The organism is Streptomyces sp. NPDC018000, from assembly GCF_044328025.1.
Taxonomy (GTDB): Bacteria; Actinomycetota; Actinomycetes; order Streptomycetales; family Streptomycetaceae; genus Streptomyces.
Map to the genome: position 1 here is coordinate 161,376 of NZ_JBIRGM010000001.1, position 18,473 is coordinate 179,848.

At 66.3% G+C, this 18,473-nt stretch carries 11 protein-coding genes and 1 pseudogene; 9 read left to right on the plus strand and 3 right to left on the minus strand.

The genetic code is table 11. The features are described from left to right. The first annotated feature begins 15 nt into the window (after positions 1-15). The 9 genes from ACH4EW_RS00825 to tuf all read left to right on the plus strand — a co-directional run bounded on the left by ACH4EW_RS00825 (position 16) and on the right by tuf (position 15,201). Positions 16-915 carry a hypothetical protein gene (locus ACH4EW_RS00825; RefSeq protein ID WP_398249766.1) on the plus strand — a complete coding sequence of 300 codons (900 nt, stop codon included), beginning with the start codon at positions 16-18 and terminating at the stop codon, positions 913-915. A gap of 308 nt (positions 916-1,223) precedes the next feature. Then, complete coding sequence (gene rplJ / locus ACH4EW_RS00830; RefSeq protein WP_398249768.1) at positions 1,224-1,754, plus strand: 50S ribosomal protein L10; 531 nt, start codon at positions 1,224-1,226, stop codon at positions 1,752-1,754. Between the two features lie 111 nt (positions 1,755-1,865). After that, positions 1,866-2,249: a 50S ribosomal protein L7/L12 gene (gene rplL, locus ACH4EW_RS00835; protein WP_398249770.1), complete on the plus strand. Its 384-nt coding sequence runs from the start codon at positions 1,866-1,868 to the stop codon at positions 2,247-2,249. Positions 2,250-2,833: 584 nt separating this feature from the next. Beyond that, positions 2,834-6,319: a DNA-directed RNA polymerase subunit beta gene (gene rpoB, locus ACH4EW_RS00840; RefSeq protein ID WP_398249772.1), complete on the plus strand. Its 3,486-nt coding sequence runs from the start codon at positions 2,834-2,836 to the stop codon at positions 6,317-6,319. A gap of 129 nt (positions 6,320-6,448) precedes the next feature. Further along, positions 6,449-10,348 carry a DNA-directed RNA polymerase subunit beta' gene (locus ACH4EW_RS00845; RefSeq protein WP_398249774.1) on the plus strand — a complete coding sequence of 1,300 codons (3,900 nt, stop codon included), beginning with the start codon at positions 6,449-6,451 and terminating at the stop codon, positions 10,346-10,348. Between the two features lie 486 nt (positions 10,349-10,834). Next, a complete protein-coding gene (gene rpsL / locus ACH4EW_RS00850) occupies positions 10,835-11,206 on the plus strand; it encodes a 30S ribosomal protein S12 (protein WP_003948652.1) in 372 nt (123 codons plus the stop codon). 2 nt (positions 11,207-11,208) lie between these two features. Next, on the plus strand, positions 11,209-11,679 hold the full coding sequence (rpsG, locus tag ACH4EW_RS00855) for a 30S ribosomal protein S7 (protein WP_093897234.1): 471 nt from the start codon (positions 11,209-11,211) through the stop codon (positions 11,677-11,679). A 38-nt stretch (positions 11,680-11,717) separates the two neighbouring features. Next, positions 11,718-13,847 (plus strand): elongation factor G, encoded by a 2,130-nt coding sequence (gene fusA, locus ACH4EW_RS00860; protein WP_398249776.1) that lies wholly within the window; start codon positions 11,718-11,720, stop codon positions 13,845-13,847. A gap of 160 nt (positions 13,848-14,007) precedes the next feature. Further along, entirely contained in the window at positions 14,008-15,201 is a 1,194-nt protein-coding gene (gene tuf / locus ACH4EW_RS00865; protein WP_398249778.1) for an elongation factor Tu, read from the plus strand. A gap of 106 nt (positions 15,202-15,307) precedes the next feature. Here tuf and ACH4EW_RS00870 read toward each other — a convergent pair whose 3' ends face one another. The 3 genes and pseudogenes from ACH4EW_RS00870 to ACH4EW_RS00880 all read right to left on the minus strand — a co-directional run bounded on the left by ACH4EW_RS00870 (position 15,308) and on the right by ACH4EW_RS00880 (position 18,438). Beyond that, positions 15,308-17,377, minus strand: a complete 2,070-nt coding sequence (locus tag ACH4EW_RS00870) for a PIG-L family deacetylase (RefSeq protein WP_398249780.1) — start codon at positions 17,375-17,377, stop codon at positions 15,308-15,310. A gap of 211 nt (positions 17,378-17,588) precedes the next feature. Continuing rightward, a pseudogene (locus ACH4EW_RS00875) lies at positions 17,589-17,693 on the minus strand (GNAT family N-acetyltransferase); the annotation flags it as partial. 31 nt (positions 17,694-17,724) lie between these two features. Next, entirely contained in the window at positions 17,725-18,438 is a 714-nt protein-coding gene (locus ACH4EW_RS00880; RefSeq protein WP_398251196.1) for a phospholipase D-like domain-containing protein, read from the minus strand. Between the last annotated feature and the right edge of the window lie 35 nt (positions 18,439-18,473).

The window sequence follows — 18,473 nt, forward strand, 5'->3', positions numbered from 1 at the left end:
GGGGTGGAAGCGGACATGAGGACCAGTACCGTGCGACGTGTGAGCCTGTCGGTAGCGGTAGCGGCGGCGCTGACGTCGGTCGCGGCCTGCGGCGGATCGGACGACAAGAGCGACAACCAGGGCAGTGCCGTGGTGAAGGCCGACCCCATCGCCGCGTTGCGCGACGTACAGAAGAAGACCGGTGGGGAGCGTTCGGCGAAGGTCGAGGGCACCACCCAGATGGGCACCACCATGTCCATGAAGCAGAGCGGCACCATCGACTGGACCGACGGTCTCACCGGCGCCATGGAGATCACGTACACCGGCGGCAGCATGGCGGACGCCATGAAGCAGACCGGTGGCAGCGGCACGATGCAGGCCCGCTATTTCAAGGACGGCTACGCCGTCAACATGGGCGAAGCCTTCGCCAAGCAGGCCGGCGGCAAGCACTGGATCAACTACGGCTACGCCGACCTCGCCAAGCTCGCGGGCGCCTCCGGCGAGGCGATGAAGCAGCAGATGCAGAACACCACCCCCGACCAGGGTGTGAAGTCCCTGCTGGCCTCCGGTGATGTGAAGAAGGTCGGCCAGGAGGACGTACGCGGAGTCGCCACCACGCACTACTCCGGCACCGTCGACGTCGCCGAACTGACCGCGAAGAACTCCGAGCTCGACGCCGACCAGGTCGCTCAGCTGAAGAAGCAGCTGAGCGATGTCGGGATCACCACGGAGAAGATCGACATCTGGGTCGACAAGAACGACCTGCTGGTCAAGAAGACCGAGCGCGGCAAGATGAAGACCGGCGAGCTGAACTCGACGCTGTACTACAGCGACTACGGCACCAAGGTCTCGGTCGAGAAGCCCCCGGCCGGCGACACGGTCGACTTCACTGACCTCGTGAAGCAGCAGCAGGGGGCCGGTTCGGGCACGAACTGAGACCGGCCCCTCCCCGTCGTGGGTGAGGTCGTAAGCCTCCCTCACCGCCCGAAGAGGGACGGATTTGCTCTGCGCGACCCCGGTCGCGTACTCTCCCACAGAAGCCAAAGACCGCTGGTCGTTGCTGGGCTCTCGCAAGAGGGAACAGCGACCGAAGGTTCCGTTGAGTGCGGGCGACCTGCGCAGGTGACTGTGGAAAGCTCCCGGAATTTTTCGGTCGAGCTACGCCCTGGCGCCCGCGCCGGGGCGTTTCGTCTTTCCCGGCCCCTTCTGAGCGGTCCTCATCACCCGGAAGGAGGCCGACGCTCATGGCAAGGCCCGACAAGGCTGCCGCGGTAGCCGAGCTCGCGGACCAGTTCCGCAGCTCGAACGCCGCCGTGCTGACCGAGTACCGGGGTCTCACCGTGGCGCAGCTCAAGACGCTGCGTCGTTCGCTCGGTGAGAACGCCCAGTACGCCGTGGTGAAGAACACGCTGACCAAGATTGCGGCCAACGAGGCCGGGATCACTTCGCTGGACGACCACTTCACTGGTCCGACGGCGGTTGCCTTCATCACCGGTGACCCGGTGGAGTCGGCGAAGGGTCTTCGTGACTTCGCCAAGGAGAACCCGAACCTGATCATCAAGGGCGGTGTCCTTGATGGCAAGGCGCTGTCCGCCGATGAGATCAAGAAGCTTGCGGACCTCGAGTCCCGCGAGGTTCTGCTCAGCAAGCTGGCCGGTGCCTTCAAGGGCAAGCAGTCCCAGGCTGCTCAGCTCTTCCAGGCGCTGCCGTCGAAGTTCGTCCGCACCGCGGAAGCGCTTCGCGTCAAGCTCGCCGAGCAGGGCGGTGCCGAGTAATTCGGCTCGCGCATTGATCGTCGCCCGCCAGGGCGACGGTCGCAGCGGGCCGAACGTACGCCCGCCTACATGTACATCCGGCACCAGCCGAATTAGTGGAAGGACGCCATCATGGCGAAGCTGTCCCAGGACGACCTGCTTGCGCAGTTCGAAGAGATGACCCTCATCGAGCTCTCCGAGTTCGTGAAGGCCTTCGAGGAGAAGTTCGACGTCACCGCCGCCGCCGCGGTCGCCGTTGCCGCCCCGGGTGCCCCCGGTGCCCCCGCTGAGGCCGTCGAGGAGCAGGACGAGTTCGACGTCATCCTCACCGGCGCCGGCGAGAAGAAGATCCAGGTCATCAAGGTCGTGCGTGAGCTGACCTCGCTGGGTCTGAAGGAGGCCAAGGACCTCGTCGACGGCACCCCGAAGCCGGTCCTCGAGAAGGTCGCCAAGGAGGCCGCCGAGAAGGCTGCCGAGTCCCTCAAGGCCGCCGGCGCTTCCGTCGAGGTCAAGTGACTCAGGGAGTCCGCTGACTCCTTCTGACCGCCCGCGCCGCGCGGCGCGGGCGTCACATCACGAAGGGCGATCACCCATCCGGGTGGTCGCCCTTCGGCGTACCCGAGGCGGCTGCCTTGCTCTTCCGGCGGCGACGAGTATGGTGATCTTCGCCGTTGCCTCTCGGGGCCGGGAGGCGGTCCGGTGAGGACTTCGGGGCTCTGTCCCGGCCGGGGGACCTTGACGAACCGCACGAGGCGCGCAATTCTCAGGACGCGTCGTCAGATCGATCCGAATCCGAGGCATGGATCGTGAGCGAAGAGGGCAGTAAAGAAGAGCGCACCGCGCGCAAAGGCTAGTCATAGGTGTTGAGAACAGCTGTTGAGAGCAACGTGGGTCTCTGAGAACCCCGACTGGACATCAGTGTGCCATTTGGCTACACTGACCCTTTGCGCTGCCTGTTAGCTGCCTCCTGCCCGTCACCAGGGGCATGCCCACGCTTGAGCATCGATGACCGAACGTCTCTGACCTGGGATTTCTGTCTCCGTGTCCAGCTTGGGACCGGTACGCGCGTAGTGAGTCCGAGCCCTCGGAAGGACCCCCTCTTGGCCGCCTCGCGCAACGCCTCGACCGCGAATACGAACAACGGTGCCAGCACTGCCCCGCTGCGCATCTCCTTTGCAAAGATCAAGGAGCCCCTCGAGGTTCCGAACCTCCTCGCGCTGCAGACCGAGAGCTTTGACTGGCTCCTCGGCAATGCCGCCTGGAAGGCTCGCGTCGAGGCTGCTCTGGACAGTGGACAAGACGTCCCCACCAAGTCCGGTCTGGAGGAAATCTTCGAGGAGATTTCACCGATCGAGGACTTCTCCGGGTCGATGTCGCTCACGTTCCGCGATCACCGCTTCGAGCCCCCGAAGAACTCGATCGACGAGTGCAAGGAGCGCGACTTCACGTTCGCCGCCCCGCTCTTCGTCACGGCCGAGTTCACCAACAACGAGACCGGCGAGATCAAGTCCCAGACGGTCTTCATGGGCGATTTCCCGCTCATGACCAACAAGGGCACCTTCGTCATCAACGGCACCGAGCGTGTCGTGGTGTCGCAGCTGGTCCGTTCGCCGGGTGTCTACTTCGACTCCTCCATCGACAAGACGTCCGACAAGGACATCTTCTCCGCCAAGGTGATTCCGTCCCGGGGTGCCTGGCTGGAGATGGAGATCGACAAGCGCGACATGGTCGGTGTGCGCATCGACCGCAAGCGCAAGCAGTCCGTCACCGTCCTGCTCAAGGCTCTCGGTTGGACGACCGAGCAGATCCTGGAGGAGTTCGGCGAGTACGAGTCCATGCGTGCCACCCTGGAGAAGGACCACACCCAGGGCCAGGACGACGCGCTGCTCGACATCTACCGCAAGCTGCGTCCGGGCGAGCCCCCGACCCGTGAGGCCGCGCAGACGCTGCTGGAGAACCTCTACTTCAACCCGAAGCGTTACGACCTGGCGAAGGTCGGCCGCTACAAGGTGAACAAGAAGCTCGGCGCGGACGAGCCGCTGGACGCCGGTGTGCTCACCACCGACGACATCATCGCCACCATCAAGTACCTGGTGAAGCTGCACGCCGGTGAGACCGAGACGGTCGGCGAGTCCGGTCGCTCGATCATGGTCGAGACCGACGACATCGACCACTTCGGCAACCGTCGTATCCGCAACGTCGGCGAGCTGATCCAGAACCAGGTCCGTACGGGTCTCGCCCGTATGGAGCGCGTCGTGCGCGAGCGCATGACCACCCAGGACGTCGAGGCGATCACGCCGCAGACCCTGATCAACATCCGGCCGGTCGTCGCCTCCATCAAGGAGTTCTTCGGCACCAGCCAGCTGTCCCAGTTCATGGACCAGAACAACCCGCTGTCGGGCCTGACGCACAAGCGTCGTCTCAACGCCCTCGGCCCGGGTGGTCTCTCCCGTGAGCGGGCCGGCTTCGAGGTCCGAGACGTGCACCCGTCCCACTACGGCCGCATGTGCCCGATCGAGACGCCCGAAGGCCCGAACATCGGTCTGATCGGTTCGCTGGCCTCGTACGGCCGCATCAACGCGTTCGGCTTCATCGAGACGCCGTACCGCAAGGTCGTCGAGGGCCAGGTCACCGACGAGGTCGACTACCTGACCGCCGACGAGGAGGACCGGTACGTCATCGCGCAGGCGAACGCGCCCCTCTCCGAGGAACTGCGCTTCACCGAGCCCCGCGTCCTGGTCCGCCGCCGTGGCGGTGAGGTCGACTACGTGTCGGCGTCCGAGGTCGACTTCATGGACGTCTCGCCGCGCCAGATGGTGTCCGTCGCCACCGCCATGATCCCGTTCCTGGAGCACGACGACGCCAACCGCGCCCTCATGGGGGCGAACATGATGCGTCAGGCGGTGCCGCTGATCAAGTCGGAGGCCCCGCTCGTCGGCACCGGCATGGAGTACCGCTGCGCCACCGACGCCGGTGACGTGCTCAAGGCCGAGAAGGACGGTGTGGTCCAGGAGGTCTCCGCGGACTACATCACCGTGACCAACGACGACGGTACGTACACCACGTACCGCATCGCGAAGTTCATGCGCTCCAACCAGGGCACCTCGGTCAACCAGAAGGTCGTCGTCTCCGAGGGCGACCGGGTCGTCGAGGGCCAGGTGCTCGCCGACGGTCCGGCCACCGAGAACGGTGAGATGGCCCTGGGCAAGAACCTGCTCGTGGCGTTCATGCCGTGGGAGGGCCACAACTACGAGGACGCGATCATCCTGTCGCAGCGCCTCGTGCAGGACGACGTCCTCTCCTCGATCCACATCGAGGAGCACGAGGTCGACGCCCGTGACACCAAGCTCGGCCCGGAGGAGATCACCCGGGACATCCCGAACGTCTCCGAAGAGGTCCTCGCCGACCTCGACGAGCGCGGCATCATCCGGATCGGTGCCGAGGTCGTCGCCGGTGACATCCTCGTCGGCAAGGTCACGCCCAAGGGTGAGACCGAGCTGACCCCCGAGGAGCGTCTGCTCCGCGCGATCTTCGGCGAGAAGGCGCGCGAGGTGCGTGACACCTCGCTGAAGGTGCCGCACGGTGAGATCGGCAAGGTCATCGGCGTCCGCGTCTTCGACCGCGAAGAGGGCGACGAGCTGCCGCCGGGCGTGAACCAGCTGGTCCGCGTCTACGTCGCGCAGAAGCGTAAGATCACCGACGGTGACAAGCTCGCTGGCCGTCACGGCAACAAGGGCGTCATCTCGAAGATCCTCCCGATCGAGGACATGCCGTTCCTGGAGGACGGCACCCCGGTCGACATCATCCTCAACCCGCTGGGTGTCCCGTCCCGAATGAACCCGGGACAGGTCCTGGAGATCCACCTCGGCTGGCTCGCCAGCCGCGGCTGGGACGTCTCCGGCCTCGGTGACGAGTGGGCCAAGCGCCTGCAGACCATCGGCGCCGACCAGGTCGCCCCCGGCACCAACGTCGCCACCCCCGTCTTCGACGGTGCGCGCGAGGACGAGATCTCCGGTCTCTTCGAGGCCACGATCCCGAACCGCGACGGCGACCGCCTGGTGCAGCCCTCCGGCAAGGCGAAGCTGTTCGACGGCCGCTCCGGCGAGCCGTTCCCGGACCCGGTCTCGGTCGGGTACATGTACATCCTCAAGCTGCACCACCTCGTCGACGACAAGCTGCACGCGCGTTCGACGGGCCCGTACTCCATGATCACCCAGCAGCCGCTGGGTGGTAAGGCCCAGTTCGGTGGACAGCGCTTCGGTGAGATGGAGGTGTGGGCCCTTGAGGCTTACGGCGCCGCATACGCCCTCCAGGAACTGCTGACGATCAAGTCCGACGACGTCACCGGCCGAGTGAAGGTCTACGAGGCGATCGTCAAGGGCGAGAACATCCCCGAGCCCGGCATTCCCGAGTCCTTCAAGGTGCTCATCAAGGAAATGCAGTCGCTCTGCCTCAATGTGGAGGTGCTGTCCTCGGACGGCATGTCCATCGAGATGCGCGACACGGACGAGGACGTCTTCCGCGCGGCGGAGGAGCTCGGTATCGACCTGTCCCGGCGCGAGCCGAGCAGCGTCGAAGAGGTCTGACGGGTTGGCCGGCCGGATCCCAGTGATCCGGCCGGCTCTCCCCGGACCCGTTCAGACCATTGCTGAAGTGCCCCGATTTCTCGCGTGACGCGAGGGGGCTCGAACCCCCGAAAGAGGGATTGACGACAAGTGCTCGACGTCAACTTCTTCGACGAGCTGCGGATCGGCCTTGCCACCGCGGACGACATCCGGACCTGGTCCCACGGCGAAGTGAAGAAGCCGGAGACCATCAACTACCGCACGCTCAAGCCCGAAAAGGACGGACTCTTCTGCGAGAAGATCTTCGGTCCTACCCGGGACTGGGAGTGCTACTGCGGCAAGTACAAGCGTGTCCGCTTCAAGGGCATCATCTGTGAGCGCTGTGGCGTCGAGGTCACGCGCGCCAAGGTGCGCCGTGAGCGCATGGGCCACATCGAGCTTGCCGCTCCCGTCACCCATATCTGGTACTTCAAGGGCGTCCCGTCGCGCCTCGGCTACCTGCTGGACCTCGCGCCGAAGGACCTGGAAAAGGTCATCTACTTCGCCGCGTACATGATCACGTTCGTGGACGAGGAGCGCCGTACGCGCGACCTGCCGTCCCTGGAGGCGCACGTCTCCGTCGAGCGTCAGCAGATCGAGAACCGCCGCGACGCCGACCTGGAGGCCCGCGCCAAGAAGCTCGAGACCGACCTGGCCGAGCTGGAGGCCGAGGGCGCCAAGGCCGACGTGCGCCGCAAGGTGCGCGAAGGTGCCGAGCGCGAGATGAAGCAGCTGCGCGACCGTGCGCAGCGCGAGATCGACCGTCTCGACGAGGTGTGGAGCCGCTTCAAGAACCTCAAGGTCCAGGACCTGGAGGGCGACGAGCTGCTCTACCGCGAGCTGCGTGACCGCTTCGGCACGTACTTCGACGGCTGCATGGGTGCCGCTGCTCTGCAGAAGCGCCTGGAGTCGTTCGACCTCGACGAGGAGGCCGAGCGCCTCCGCGAGATCATCCGTACCGGCAAGGGCCAGAAGAAGACCCGCGCGCTCAAGCGCCTCAAGGTCGTCTCCGCGTTCCTGCAGACCAGCAACAAGCCCAAGGGCATGGTGCTCGACTGCGTGCCGGTCATCCCGCCGGACCTGCGTCCGATGGTGCAGCTGGACGGTGGCCGCTTCGCGACCTCCGACCTGAACGACCTGTACCGCCGTGTGATCAACCGCAACAACCGCCTCAAGCGTCTCCTTGACCTCGGTGCCCCCGAGATCATCGTGAACAACGAGAAGCGGATGCTGCAGGAGGCCGTCGACGCGCTGTTCGACAACGGCCGCCGCGGTCGCCCGGTCACCGGTCCCGGTAACCGCCCGCTCAAGTCCCTCAGCGACATGCTGAAGGGCAAGCAGGGTCGATTCCGTCAGAACCTTCTCGGTAAGCGTGTGGACTACTCCGCGCGTTCCGTGATCGTCGTCGGCCCGCAGCTCAAGCTGCACCAGTGCGGTCTGCCGAAGGCCATGGCGCTGGAGCTCTTCAAGCCGTTCGTGATGAAGCGCCTGGTCGACCTGAACCACGCGCAGAACATCAAGTCGGCCAAGCGCATGGTCGAGCGTGGCCGCACCGTGGTGTACGACGTCCTCGAAGAGGTCATCGCCGAGCACCCGGTGCTGCTGAACCGTGCGCCCACGCTGCACCGCCTCGGCATCCAGGCCTTCGAGCCGCAGCTGGTCGAGGGCAAGGCCATCCAGATCCACCCGCTCGTCTGCACCGCGTTCAACGCGGACTTCGACGGTGACCAGATGGCCGTCCACCTGCCGCTCTCCGCGGAGGCGCAGGCCGAGGCCCGCATCCTGATGCTGTCCTCGAACAACATCCTGAAGCCGGCCGACGGTCGTCCCGTCACCATGCCGACCCAGGACATGGTGCTGGGCCTCTTCTTCCTCACCACGGACGAGGAGGAGCGCAAGGTCGTCGGCCAGGGTCGTTCCTTCGGTTCCACGGCCGAGGCGATCATGGCCTTCGACGCCCGGGAGCTGTCGCTCCAGGCGAAGGTCGACATCCGCTTCCCGGTGGGCACCATTCCGCCGCGTGGCTGGGTGCCGCCGGTCGCCGAGGAGGGTGAGCAGGAGTACCAGCAGGGCGACACGTTCCGGCTGCGTACGTCCCTGGGCCGCGCGCTCTTCAACGAGCTGCTGCCCGAGGACTACCCGTTCGTCGACTACTCGGTCGGCAAGAAGCAGCTCTCCGAGATCGTCAACGACCTCGCCGAGCGCTACCCCAAGGTCATCGTGGCGGCGACGCTCGACAACCTGAAGGCGGCGGGCTTCTACTGGGCGACCCGTTCCGGTGTCACCGTGGCCATCTCCGACGTCGTGGTCCCCGAGGCCAAGAAGGCGATCGTCGCCGGCTACGAGGCGCAGGACGAGAAGGTCCAGAAGCAGTACGAGCGCGGTCTGATCACCAAGGACGAGCGCACGCAGGAACTCATCGCGATCTGGACCAAGGCGACCAACGAGGTTGCCGAGGCGATGAACGCGAACTTCCCCAAGACGAACCCCATCTTCATGATGGTTGACTCGGGTGCCCGAGGAAACATGATGCAGATGCGTCAGATCGCCGGTATGCGTGGTCTGGTGTCCAACGCCAAGAACGAGACGATCCCGCGTCCCATCAAGGCGTCCTTCCGTGAGGGCCTCACCGTTCTGGAGTACTTCATCTCCACGCACGGTGCCCGTAAGGGTCTGGCGGACACCGCCCTGCGTACCGCCGACTCGGGTTACCTGACCCGTCGTCTGGTGGACGTCTCGCAGGACGTGATCATTCGCGAGGAGGACTGCGGCACCGACCGCGGCCTCAAGCTGAAGATCGCCGTCAAGGGTGAGGACGGTGTGCTCCGCAAGACGGAGGACGTCGAGACCTCGGTCTACGCCCGCATGCTCGCCGAGGACGTCGTCGTCGACGGCAAGGTCATCGCGCCTGCCAACGTCGACCTCGGTGACGTCCTGATCGACGCCCTGGTGGGCGCCGGCGTCGAGGAGGTCAAGACCCGTTCGGTCCTGACCTGTGAGTCCGCGGTCGGCACCTGTGCCTTCTGCTACGGACGCTCGCTCGCCACCGGCAAGCTGGTCGACATCGGTGAGGCGGTCGGCATCATCGCCGCCCAGTCCATCGGTGAGCCCGGTACCCAGCTGACGATGCGTACCTTCCACACCGGTGGTGTGGCCGGTGACGACATCACCCAGGGTCTGCCCCGAGTCGTCGAGCTCTTCGAAGCCCGTACGCCCAAGGGTGTCGCCCCGATCTCGGAGGCGGCCGGCCGCGTCCGTATCGAGGAGACCGAGAAGACCAAGAAGATCGTCGTCACCCCGGACGACGGCAGCGACGAGACGGCGTTCCCGATCTCGAAGCGTGCCCGTCTGCTGGTGGGCGAGGGCGACCACGTCGAGGTGGGCCAGAAGCTCACCGTGGGTGCCACCAACCCGCACGACGTGCTGCGGATCCTTGGTCAGCGCGCGGTCCAGGTCCACCTGGTCGGCGAGGTCCAGAAGGTCTACAACTCGCAGGGTGTGTCGATCCACGACAAGCACATCGAGATCATCATCCGGCAGATGCTGCGCCGTGTGACGATCATCGAGTCCGGCGACGCGGAACTGCTGCCCGGCGAGCTCGTCGAGCGCTCGAAGTTCGAGACCGAGAACCGTCGTGTGGTCACCGAGGGCGGTCACCCCGCCTCCGGCCGTCCGCAGCTGATGGGTATCACCAAGGCCTCGCTCGCCACCGAGTCGTGGCTGTCGGCGGCGTCCTTCCAGGAGACGACCAGGGTCCTGACCGACGCGGCGATCAACGCCAAGTCGGACTCCCTGATCGGCCTCAAGGAGAACGTCATCATCGGTAAGCTCATCCCGGCCGGTACGGGTCTGTCCCGCTACCGCAACATCCGGGTCGAGCCCACCGAGGAGGCCAAGGCCGCGATGTACTCGGCCGTCGGCTACGACGACATCGACTACTCGCCGTTCGGCACGGGCTCCGGCCAGGCCGTTCCGCTGGAGGACTACGACTACGGTCCGTACAACCAGTAAGCGAGTCGCTTGATCGACCGGAGGGCGGTCATCCCGTGATGCACGGGGTGGCCGCCCTCCGGCATACGCACCGGTTCGGTGAAGCCCCGGTGGGCGTGGGGCCGCCCAGGTAGAATCCGCCCTTGGCCACGAGGCTTGACGGCGGAACATGGGGGGCATGGCTCTAGCTCCGAGGTCGGGCTGCCCGTCCTCCACGAGGAGGGCCTTTGGGCCTGACTGCGCAAGGAGAAAGACCCCGGCGTGTCCGGTGGACAGCATTTGTTTTGACCCAAGTCGATGAGGTAGGTACGCTCAGACCTTGTGCCTGGGGTGTGCCTGGGCTCGTCGTGCGTGTCCTCAACCGCGTGGCGAGTCCGTCAGTGGCCACCGCAATCTGCGCTCTTTCTGTCTTGCGGCAGGAGCCTGCAGCATTCGACACACCCGACCGCGTGGGTCGGTGACGTTCCAGGTTAGTTTCACGAACGGCACACAGAAACCGGAGAAGTAGTGCCTACGATCCAGCAGCTGGTCCGGAAGGGCCGGCAGGACAAGGTCGAGAAGAACAAGACGCCCGCACTCGAGGGTTCGCCCCAGCGCCGCGGCGTCTGCACGCGTGTGTTCACGACCACCCCGAAGAAGCCGAACTCGGCACTCCGTAAGGTCGCGCGTGTGCGTCTGACCTCCGGTATCGAGGTCACGGCCTACATCCCGGGTGAGGGACACAACCTGCAGGAGCACTCCATCGTGCTCGTGCGTGGTGGCCGTGTGAAGGACCTGCCGGGTGTTCGTTACAAGATCATCCGCGGCTCCCTTGACACCCAGGGTGTCAAGAACCGCAAGCAGGCCCGCAGCCGCTACGGCGCCAAGAAGGAGAAGTAAGAATGCCTCGTAAGGGCCCCGCCCCGAAGCGCCCGGTCATCATCGACCCGGTCTACGGTTCTCCTCTTGTCACCTCGCTGATCAACAAGATCCTGCTCAACGGCAAGCGTTCCACTGCCGAGCGGATCGTGTACGGCGCCATGGAAGGCCTCCGCGAGAAGACCGGCAACGACCCGGTCATCACGCTGAAGCGCGCGCTTGAGAACGTCAAGCCCTCGCTCGAGGTCAAGTCCCGCCGTGTCGGTGGCGCCACCTACCAGGTGCCGATCGAGGTCAAGCCCGGTCGCGCCTCCACCCTCGCGCTCCGCTGGCTCGTGGGTTACTCCCGCGCCCGCCGCGAGAAGACCATGACCGAGCGCCTCATGAACGAGCTGCTCGACGCCTCCAACGGTCTTGGCGCTGCCGTCAAGAAGCGCGAGGACACCCACAAGATGGCCGAGTCCAACAAGGCCTTCGCGCACTACCGCTGGTAGTCGCTACCCACATCGAGACCGAGAGAAGATTGAGCCTTATGGCCACCACTTCGCTTGACCTGGCCAGGGTCCGCAACATCGGGATCATGGCCCACATCGACGCGGGGAAGACGACCACCACCGAGCGGATCCTCTTTTACACCGGTGTGAGCTACAAGATCGGTGAGACCCACGAGGGTTCCGCCACGATGGACTGGATGGAGCAGGAGCAGGAGCGCGGCATCACGATCACGTCCGCCGCGACGACCTGCCACTGGCCGCTCAACGATGTTGACCACACCATCAACATCATCGACACCCCGGGTCACGTCGACTTCACCGTCGAGGTGGAGCGTTCGCTCCGCGTCCTCGACGGTGCCGTCACCGTGTTCGACGGTGTGGCCGGCGTCGAGCCGCAGTCCGAGACCGTCTGGCGTCAGGCGGACCGGTACGGCGTGCCGCGCATCTGCTTCGTCAACAAGCTCGACCGCACCGGTGCCGACTTCCTGCGTTGCGTCGGCATGATCGTCGATCGCCTCGGCGCGGTTCCGCTGGTCATGCAGCTCCCCATCGGAGCCGAGTCCGACTTCACGGGCGTCGTCGACCTCGTGTCGATGAAGGCCTTCGTCTGGTCGGAGGACGCGCCCAAGGGTGAGATGTACGACACGGTCGACATCCCGGACACCCACATCGAGGCGGCTCAGGAGTGGCGCGGCAAGCTGCTCGAGGCCGTCTCCGAGAACGACGACCAGATGATGGAGCTGTACCTGGAGGGCGTCGAGCCCACCGAGGAGCAGCTGCACGAGGCGATCCGTCGGATCACCCTCGCATCGAAGGGCGGCGCCGACTCCGTCACCGTCACCCCGGTGTTCTGTGGCACGGCGTTCAAGAACAAGGGCGTCCAGCCCCTGCTCGACGCGGTCGTCCGTTACCTGCCTTCCCCCCTGGACGTCGAGGCCATCGAGGGCCACGACGTCAAGGACCCCGAGGTTGTCGTCAAGCGCAAGCCCTCGGACGACGAGCCGTTCTCCGGCCTGGCGTTCAAGATCGCGAGCGACCCGCACCTCGGCAAGCTCACCTTCGTCCGGATCTACTCCGGTCGCCTCGACGCCGGCACCGCGGTGCTGAACTCGGTCAAGGGCAAGAAGGAGCGCATCGGCAAGATCTACCGCATGCACGCGAACAAGCGTGAGGAGATCGCGTCGGTGGGCGCCGGCGACATCATCGCCGTCATGGGCCTGAAGCAGACCACCACCGGTGAGACGCTGTGTGACGACAAGAACCCGGTCATCCTGGAGTCCATGGACTTCCCGGCGCCGGTCATTCAGGTCGCCATCGAGCCCAAGTCCAAGGGTGACCAGGAGAAGCTGGGTGTCGCCATCCAGCGCCTCTCCGAGGAGGACCCGTCCTTCCAGGTGCACTCCGACGAGGAGACCGGCCAGACCATCATCGGTGGTATGGGCGAGCTTCACCTCGAGGTGCTCGTCGACCGCATGAAGCGCGAGTTCCGCGTCGAGGCGAACGTCGGCAAGCCGCAGGTCGCGTACCGCGAGACGATCCGCAAGGCCGTCGAGCGCATCGACTACACGCACAAGAAGCAGACTGGTGGTACCGGCCAGTTCGCGAAGGTGCAGATCGCCCTTGAGCCCCTCGAGGGTGGCGACGCGTCCTACGAGTTCGTCAACAAGGTCACCGGTGGCCGCATCCCCCGTGAGTACATCCCCTCGGTGGACGCGGGTGCTCAGGAAGCCATGCAGTTCGGCATCCTGGCCGGCTACGAGATGGTCGGCGTCCGCGTCACCCTTCTCGACGGTGGTTACCACGAGGTCGACTCCTCCGAGCTCGCCTTCAAGATCGCCGGTTCGCAGGCGTTCAAGGAGGGTGCCCGCAAGGCGTCCCCCGTGCTCCTTGAGCCGATGATGGCCGTCGAGGTCACCACGCCCGAGGACTACATGGGCGATGTCATCGGTGACCTCAACTCCCGCCGTGGCCAGATCCAGGCCATGGAGGAGCGCAGCGGCGCTCGCGTCGTGAAGGGCCTCGTGCCCCTCTCGGAGATGTTCGGCTACGTCGGAGACCTCCGCAGCAAGACCTCGGGTCGCGCAAGCTACTCGATGCAGTTCGACTCCTACGCCGAGGTTCCGCGGAACGTCGCCGAGGAGATCATCGCGAAGGCCAAGGGCGAGTAACTCTCCCGAGCTCACGCTTTAGGCTTGTCACCGGAGCCTGGTGGGGCATTCGTCGCAGAGCGGAAGCTTTGCGGTGAGTGCCCCCGGCCCCGGCATCCCAGCAAAGATCACCTGGCGCCGATGAAGCAAGGCGTACAGAACCACTCCACAGGAGGACCCAGTGGCGAAGGCGAAGTTCGAGCGGACTAAGCCGCACGTCAACATCGGCACCATCGGTCACATTGACCACGGTAAGACGACCCTCACGGCCGCCATTACCAAGGTGCTGCACGACGCGTACCCGGACCTGAACGAGGCCTCGGCCTTCGACCAGATCGACAAGGCTCCCGAGGAGCGCCAGCGCGGTATCACCATCTCGATCGCGCACGTCGAGTACCAGACGGAGTCGCGTCACTACGCGCACGTCGACTGCCCGGGTCACGCGGACTACATCAAGAACATGATCACGGGTGCCGCGCAGATGGACGGCGCCATCCTCGTGGTCGCCGCCACCGACGGCCCGATGCCGCAGACCAAGGAGCACGTGCTCCTGGCCCGCCAGGTCGGCGTTCCGTACATCGTCGTCGCCCTGAACAAGGCCGACATGGTGGACGACGAGGAGATCCTGGAGCTCGTCGAGCTCGAGGTCCGTGAGCTCCTCTCCGAGTACGAGTTCCCGGGCGACGACGTTCCGGTCGTCAAGGTCTCGGCGCTCAAGGCGCTCGAGGGCGACAAGGAGTGGGGCCAGTCCGTCCTCGACCTGATGAAGGCCGTCGACGAGGCGATCCCGCAGCCCGAGCGTGACGTCGACAAGCCGTTCCTGATGCCGATCGAGGACGTCTTCACGATCACCGGTCGTGGCACCGTCGTCACCGGTCGTATCGAGCGTGGTGTCCTGAAGGTCAACGAGACCGTCGACATCGTCGGTATCAAGCAGGAGAAGACCACCACCACGGTCACCGGCATCGAGATGTTCCGCAAGCTGCTCGACGAGGGCCAGGCCGGTGAGAACGTCGGTCTGCTCCTCCGTGGCATCAAGCGCGAGGACGTCGAGCGCGGCCAGGTCATCATCAAGCCCGGTTCGGTCACGCCGCACACCGAGTTCGAGGCCCAGGCCTACATCCTGTCGAAGGACGAGGGTGGCCGCCACACCCCGTTCTTCAACAACTACCGCCCGCAGTTCTACTTCCGTACCACGGACGTGACGGGCGTTGTGACCCTTCCCGAGGGCACCGAGATGGTCATGCCGGGCGACAACACCGTCATGAACGTCGCGCTGATCCAGCCGGTCGCCATGGAAGAGGGCCTGAAGTTCGCCATCCGTGAGGGTGGCCGGACCGTGGGCGCCGGCCAGGTCACCAAGATCGTCAAGTAATTACCTGACTGTCTGACCTGGTTGCTCCGCACAGAGCACCAAGAAGGGCCCCGGCCCGCCGCGCAAGCGGTGGACCGGGGCCCTTCGGCATGTGCGCCGACTTCTATCAGGGGCGCCAGAGCCACGGCAGGGTGTCGGGGCCCAGGGCCACCACCGCCGGCCGCCCGTTCTCGCCGATGTGCAGCGCCGGCCCGTCCAGTGCTACCGGGCCCCGCTTCCGTACGGAGAGCCCCTTGTCCGTACGCAGTTGGACCAGGCCCTTCTCGGTGCGGCCCAGCAGCACCGCGGCGTGCGACGAACCGGCCGCGACCACCGGCCCGTACCCGTCGAAGCCTGCCCGGTCCTCGATGATCCGCCCGTACCCGTCGATGCCGGTCTCGCCGGCCGTCTCCCCGGTCCGTACGGTCGTCATCGCGGCCTTCGCCGCCGCCCGGTAGAACAGGTCGATGGACCCGTCCGATGCCGCCAGCGCACCCGGACCGTCACCCGGCACCGGCACCCCGCTGATCTGGGTGCGTGCGGTGACCGGGTCCCCGGGCGCGTCCTGCGTCCAGTGATGCACCGCGTAACGCCCCGCCGCGAAGACATGGACGCGCCCCGCGCTGTCCACCACGGTGCTCAGCCCGTCCTGGACCTCGCCCCCGCCCGTGTCCCGCCACCCGCTCCACCGGCCGGCCGTGTCCCGCACCCGTGTACTGATCCCCTTCTCCGCGTTCCGTACGAAGAGATGGACCCGCCCGTCGGGTGCGGTCACCGCGACCGGGACGCCGATCCGGCGCCCGTTGTCATGGTTCCGCTCCGGGTTTCCCAGCCCACGCCAGGCCCGGAAGCCGCCGCCGGGGGAATGCTGCTCCAGCGCGACGATCTCGCGTTCGTTGTCCGCCCCGTGCCCGCTGAGCGCCGCGAACCGCAGTCCGAAGTGCAACTGGCGCCCGTCCGGCAGCGTCGCGCTGCCCAGAATCGGGGCGAGCGGGCCGCCGCCGAGGTCGTCCGGCGCGTCCCACACCCCGCTGCCCGGCGCGCTCTCGCGCCAGCGGACCGCCCGCAGCCCCAACACCCCGTACGCGACGAGCCGGCCGTCCGGGCCGGCGGCGACAACCGGCCGGGGGCCGGGGTAGCGGTAGTGGGTGGACCGTACCCAGCCCTTCCGGTTGGTCAGCGGCCGGTTGCCGCCGACGCCGTAGTCGCCACAGCCGGCGGGGTTGCCGCAGTTCCAGTCGGCCGAACCGCCGTAGGGCACCAGGAGCGATGCCTTCTCCGCCAGCACGGCGGGCGGCAGATTCTTCGGCCAGTGCCGGTTGTAGTACCCGCGGAACGCCGTGGTGGCGAAGCTCGGTACCTTTCCGCCGTTCTGGGTGGACCGCGCCACCCACCGGATCAGCGCAGTCCAGGTGAACGACGCGGTCGCGGTGTGGTCGGGGTGGTCGGAGTAGCCCGGCTGCTCGCTGTCCCGGCGGCGGACGGCCTCGCTGCTGTGCTGGATGTCGGGGTCCGGATCCATGGTGTGCACGATGCTGGGCCGGTACCGGTCGAACAGCCCGACCAGAACATCGATCAGCCCGTCGTACGTGTACGACCCCACCCGTTTCAGCGGCGAGTTGTCGGCGACGACCGTGGGCAGGACGAGCCGCCGGTCCTGCCAGAGACTGGGCAGGCCGAGACGGCCGTAAGTGGTGTGCATCGCGGTGTTGATGAAGATCAGCTCGACCCTGCGGCCGTTGTGCGAAAGGCTGTTGATCTCGGCTCGGTGGTTGTCGGCGAGGTCGATGACGGACTTCTGCCATTCCGTGAACCGGCCGACTCCGAGCAGCGTCGCGTACGCCTGGCGGAGCCCCTGGTGGCGTGAGGAGGAGTACGCGCTCTTGTCGGGGACGGGTAGCGGCCGGCCGGGCATGCGATTGATACCGGTGGCCTCACCGGCGGTCAGATAGACGCAGACCAGCGGTGTTCCGGCGGCGAAGGCCTGCTGGGTGTCCGGGTTCATGAAGTACAGGTCGTCGTCCGGGTGGGCGAGGATCTGCATCATCAGGGCCGGGTGCGATGTGCTGATCGGCAGTCCGGGCGCCGGGTCCGCAGCGGTGTCCTGGCGGCGGGGAGACGGGGGCACGGTGCAGGCGCTGAGGGCTGCCAGGCCGGTCACACCGGCCGCCGCCGTCATCAGAGTGCGCCGTGACACTCCCGAATGAGATGCGTGCAACGCAGGCCGATCCGCCACACCGTGCTCCGTTCGCTTCCCCCGCAGCGGGCGGCTGTGCGGCCCTGTGCTGCGTGCCGATTCCGTGCAGGCGGCGACAGTGCGTGAGCCGCTGCTGCGGGGGGATAGACGGAGATTCCCGGAGGTGGGTTGCCTGGGTTTCTGCGGGTGTGGGCCGAAGTACCCGAACGGGCTAACCGTATCGACCGGCGGGAGTACGCACCATGAACACGTCGACGGGGTCCTGTCGTTCCACGGTGAATCCGTGCCGTTCGTAGAGTGCGCGGGCGGCGCTGCCGAGCCCGGGAGGGGCGGCTTCGCGGGCAGGCTCAGGCTCTGCGGAGAAGGCCGTCGGGGCCGGTCAGCCAGCGCAGGTGGTCGACCAGCCTGCCGACCGTCCGTGAGTCGTGCAGGATGACGCCGATCTCGACGTTGCGGCTGAGGCCGCGACCCGTGAGGTTCGCGCTGCCCAAAAGTGCGGTATGGCGGTCTGCGGCGATGACCTTGGCGTGAAGACTCGTGTGGTCGGCGCCGTCCGCACGGTGCCAGATCCGGACTTTTTCTCCGAGCGGACCGAAGGCGCGTGCTGCCGCAGTCGATTCTTCCAGGAACAGATCAATGCGGACGTTTCGCTCGGCGGCTGCGCGGAGTTCCGCCACGATCTCAGTGATGTCATAGGCCGCGAAGCTTGCTATGAGCAGGGATTCGCGTGCGGAACGTATGACGTCGACGGCAATACCGCTCGTCAGACGAATCGCGATCGCCGGGCTTGTCGGGTCCCGGGTGACTCCGGCGAACCGTACGAGGTGATGGTGCCGCTGGACCGCGGCCCCCGTGACTACGCGGACCGCGTCGCCGATCTGGTGGAGACGCTGTCCGTGGTGGAGGCCCGCCGGTCCGCCGACGTACTGCGTGAGATGGCGCTTCCTTCCGCCGACTGGAAGTTCCTCCGGCTCACACCGCCGGGACCGTCCGGCACCGCGCCTCTGGTGGAGCTGGTCCCCGGCGGTCCCGCTCAGCGGGGCGGTGCGAGAGAAGCGGATCGGTGGTGTCCGGTGACTTCTTCAAGGAGTACAAC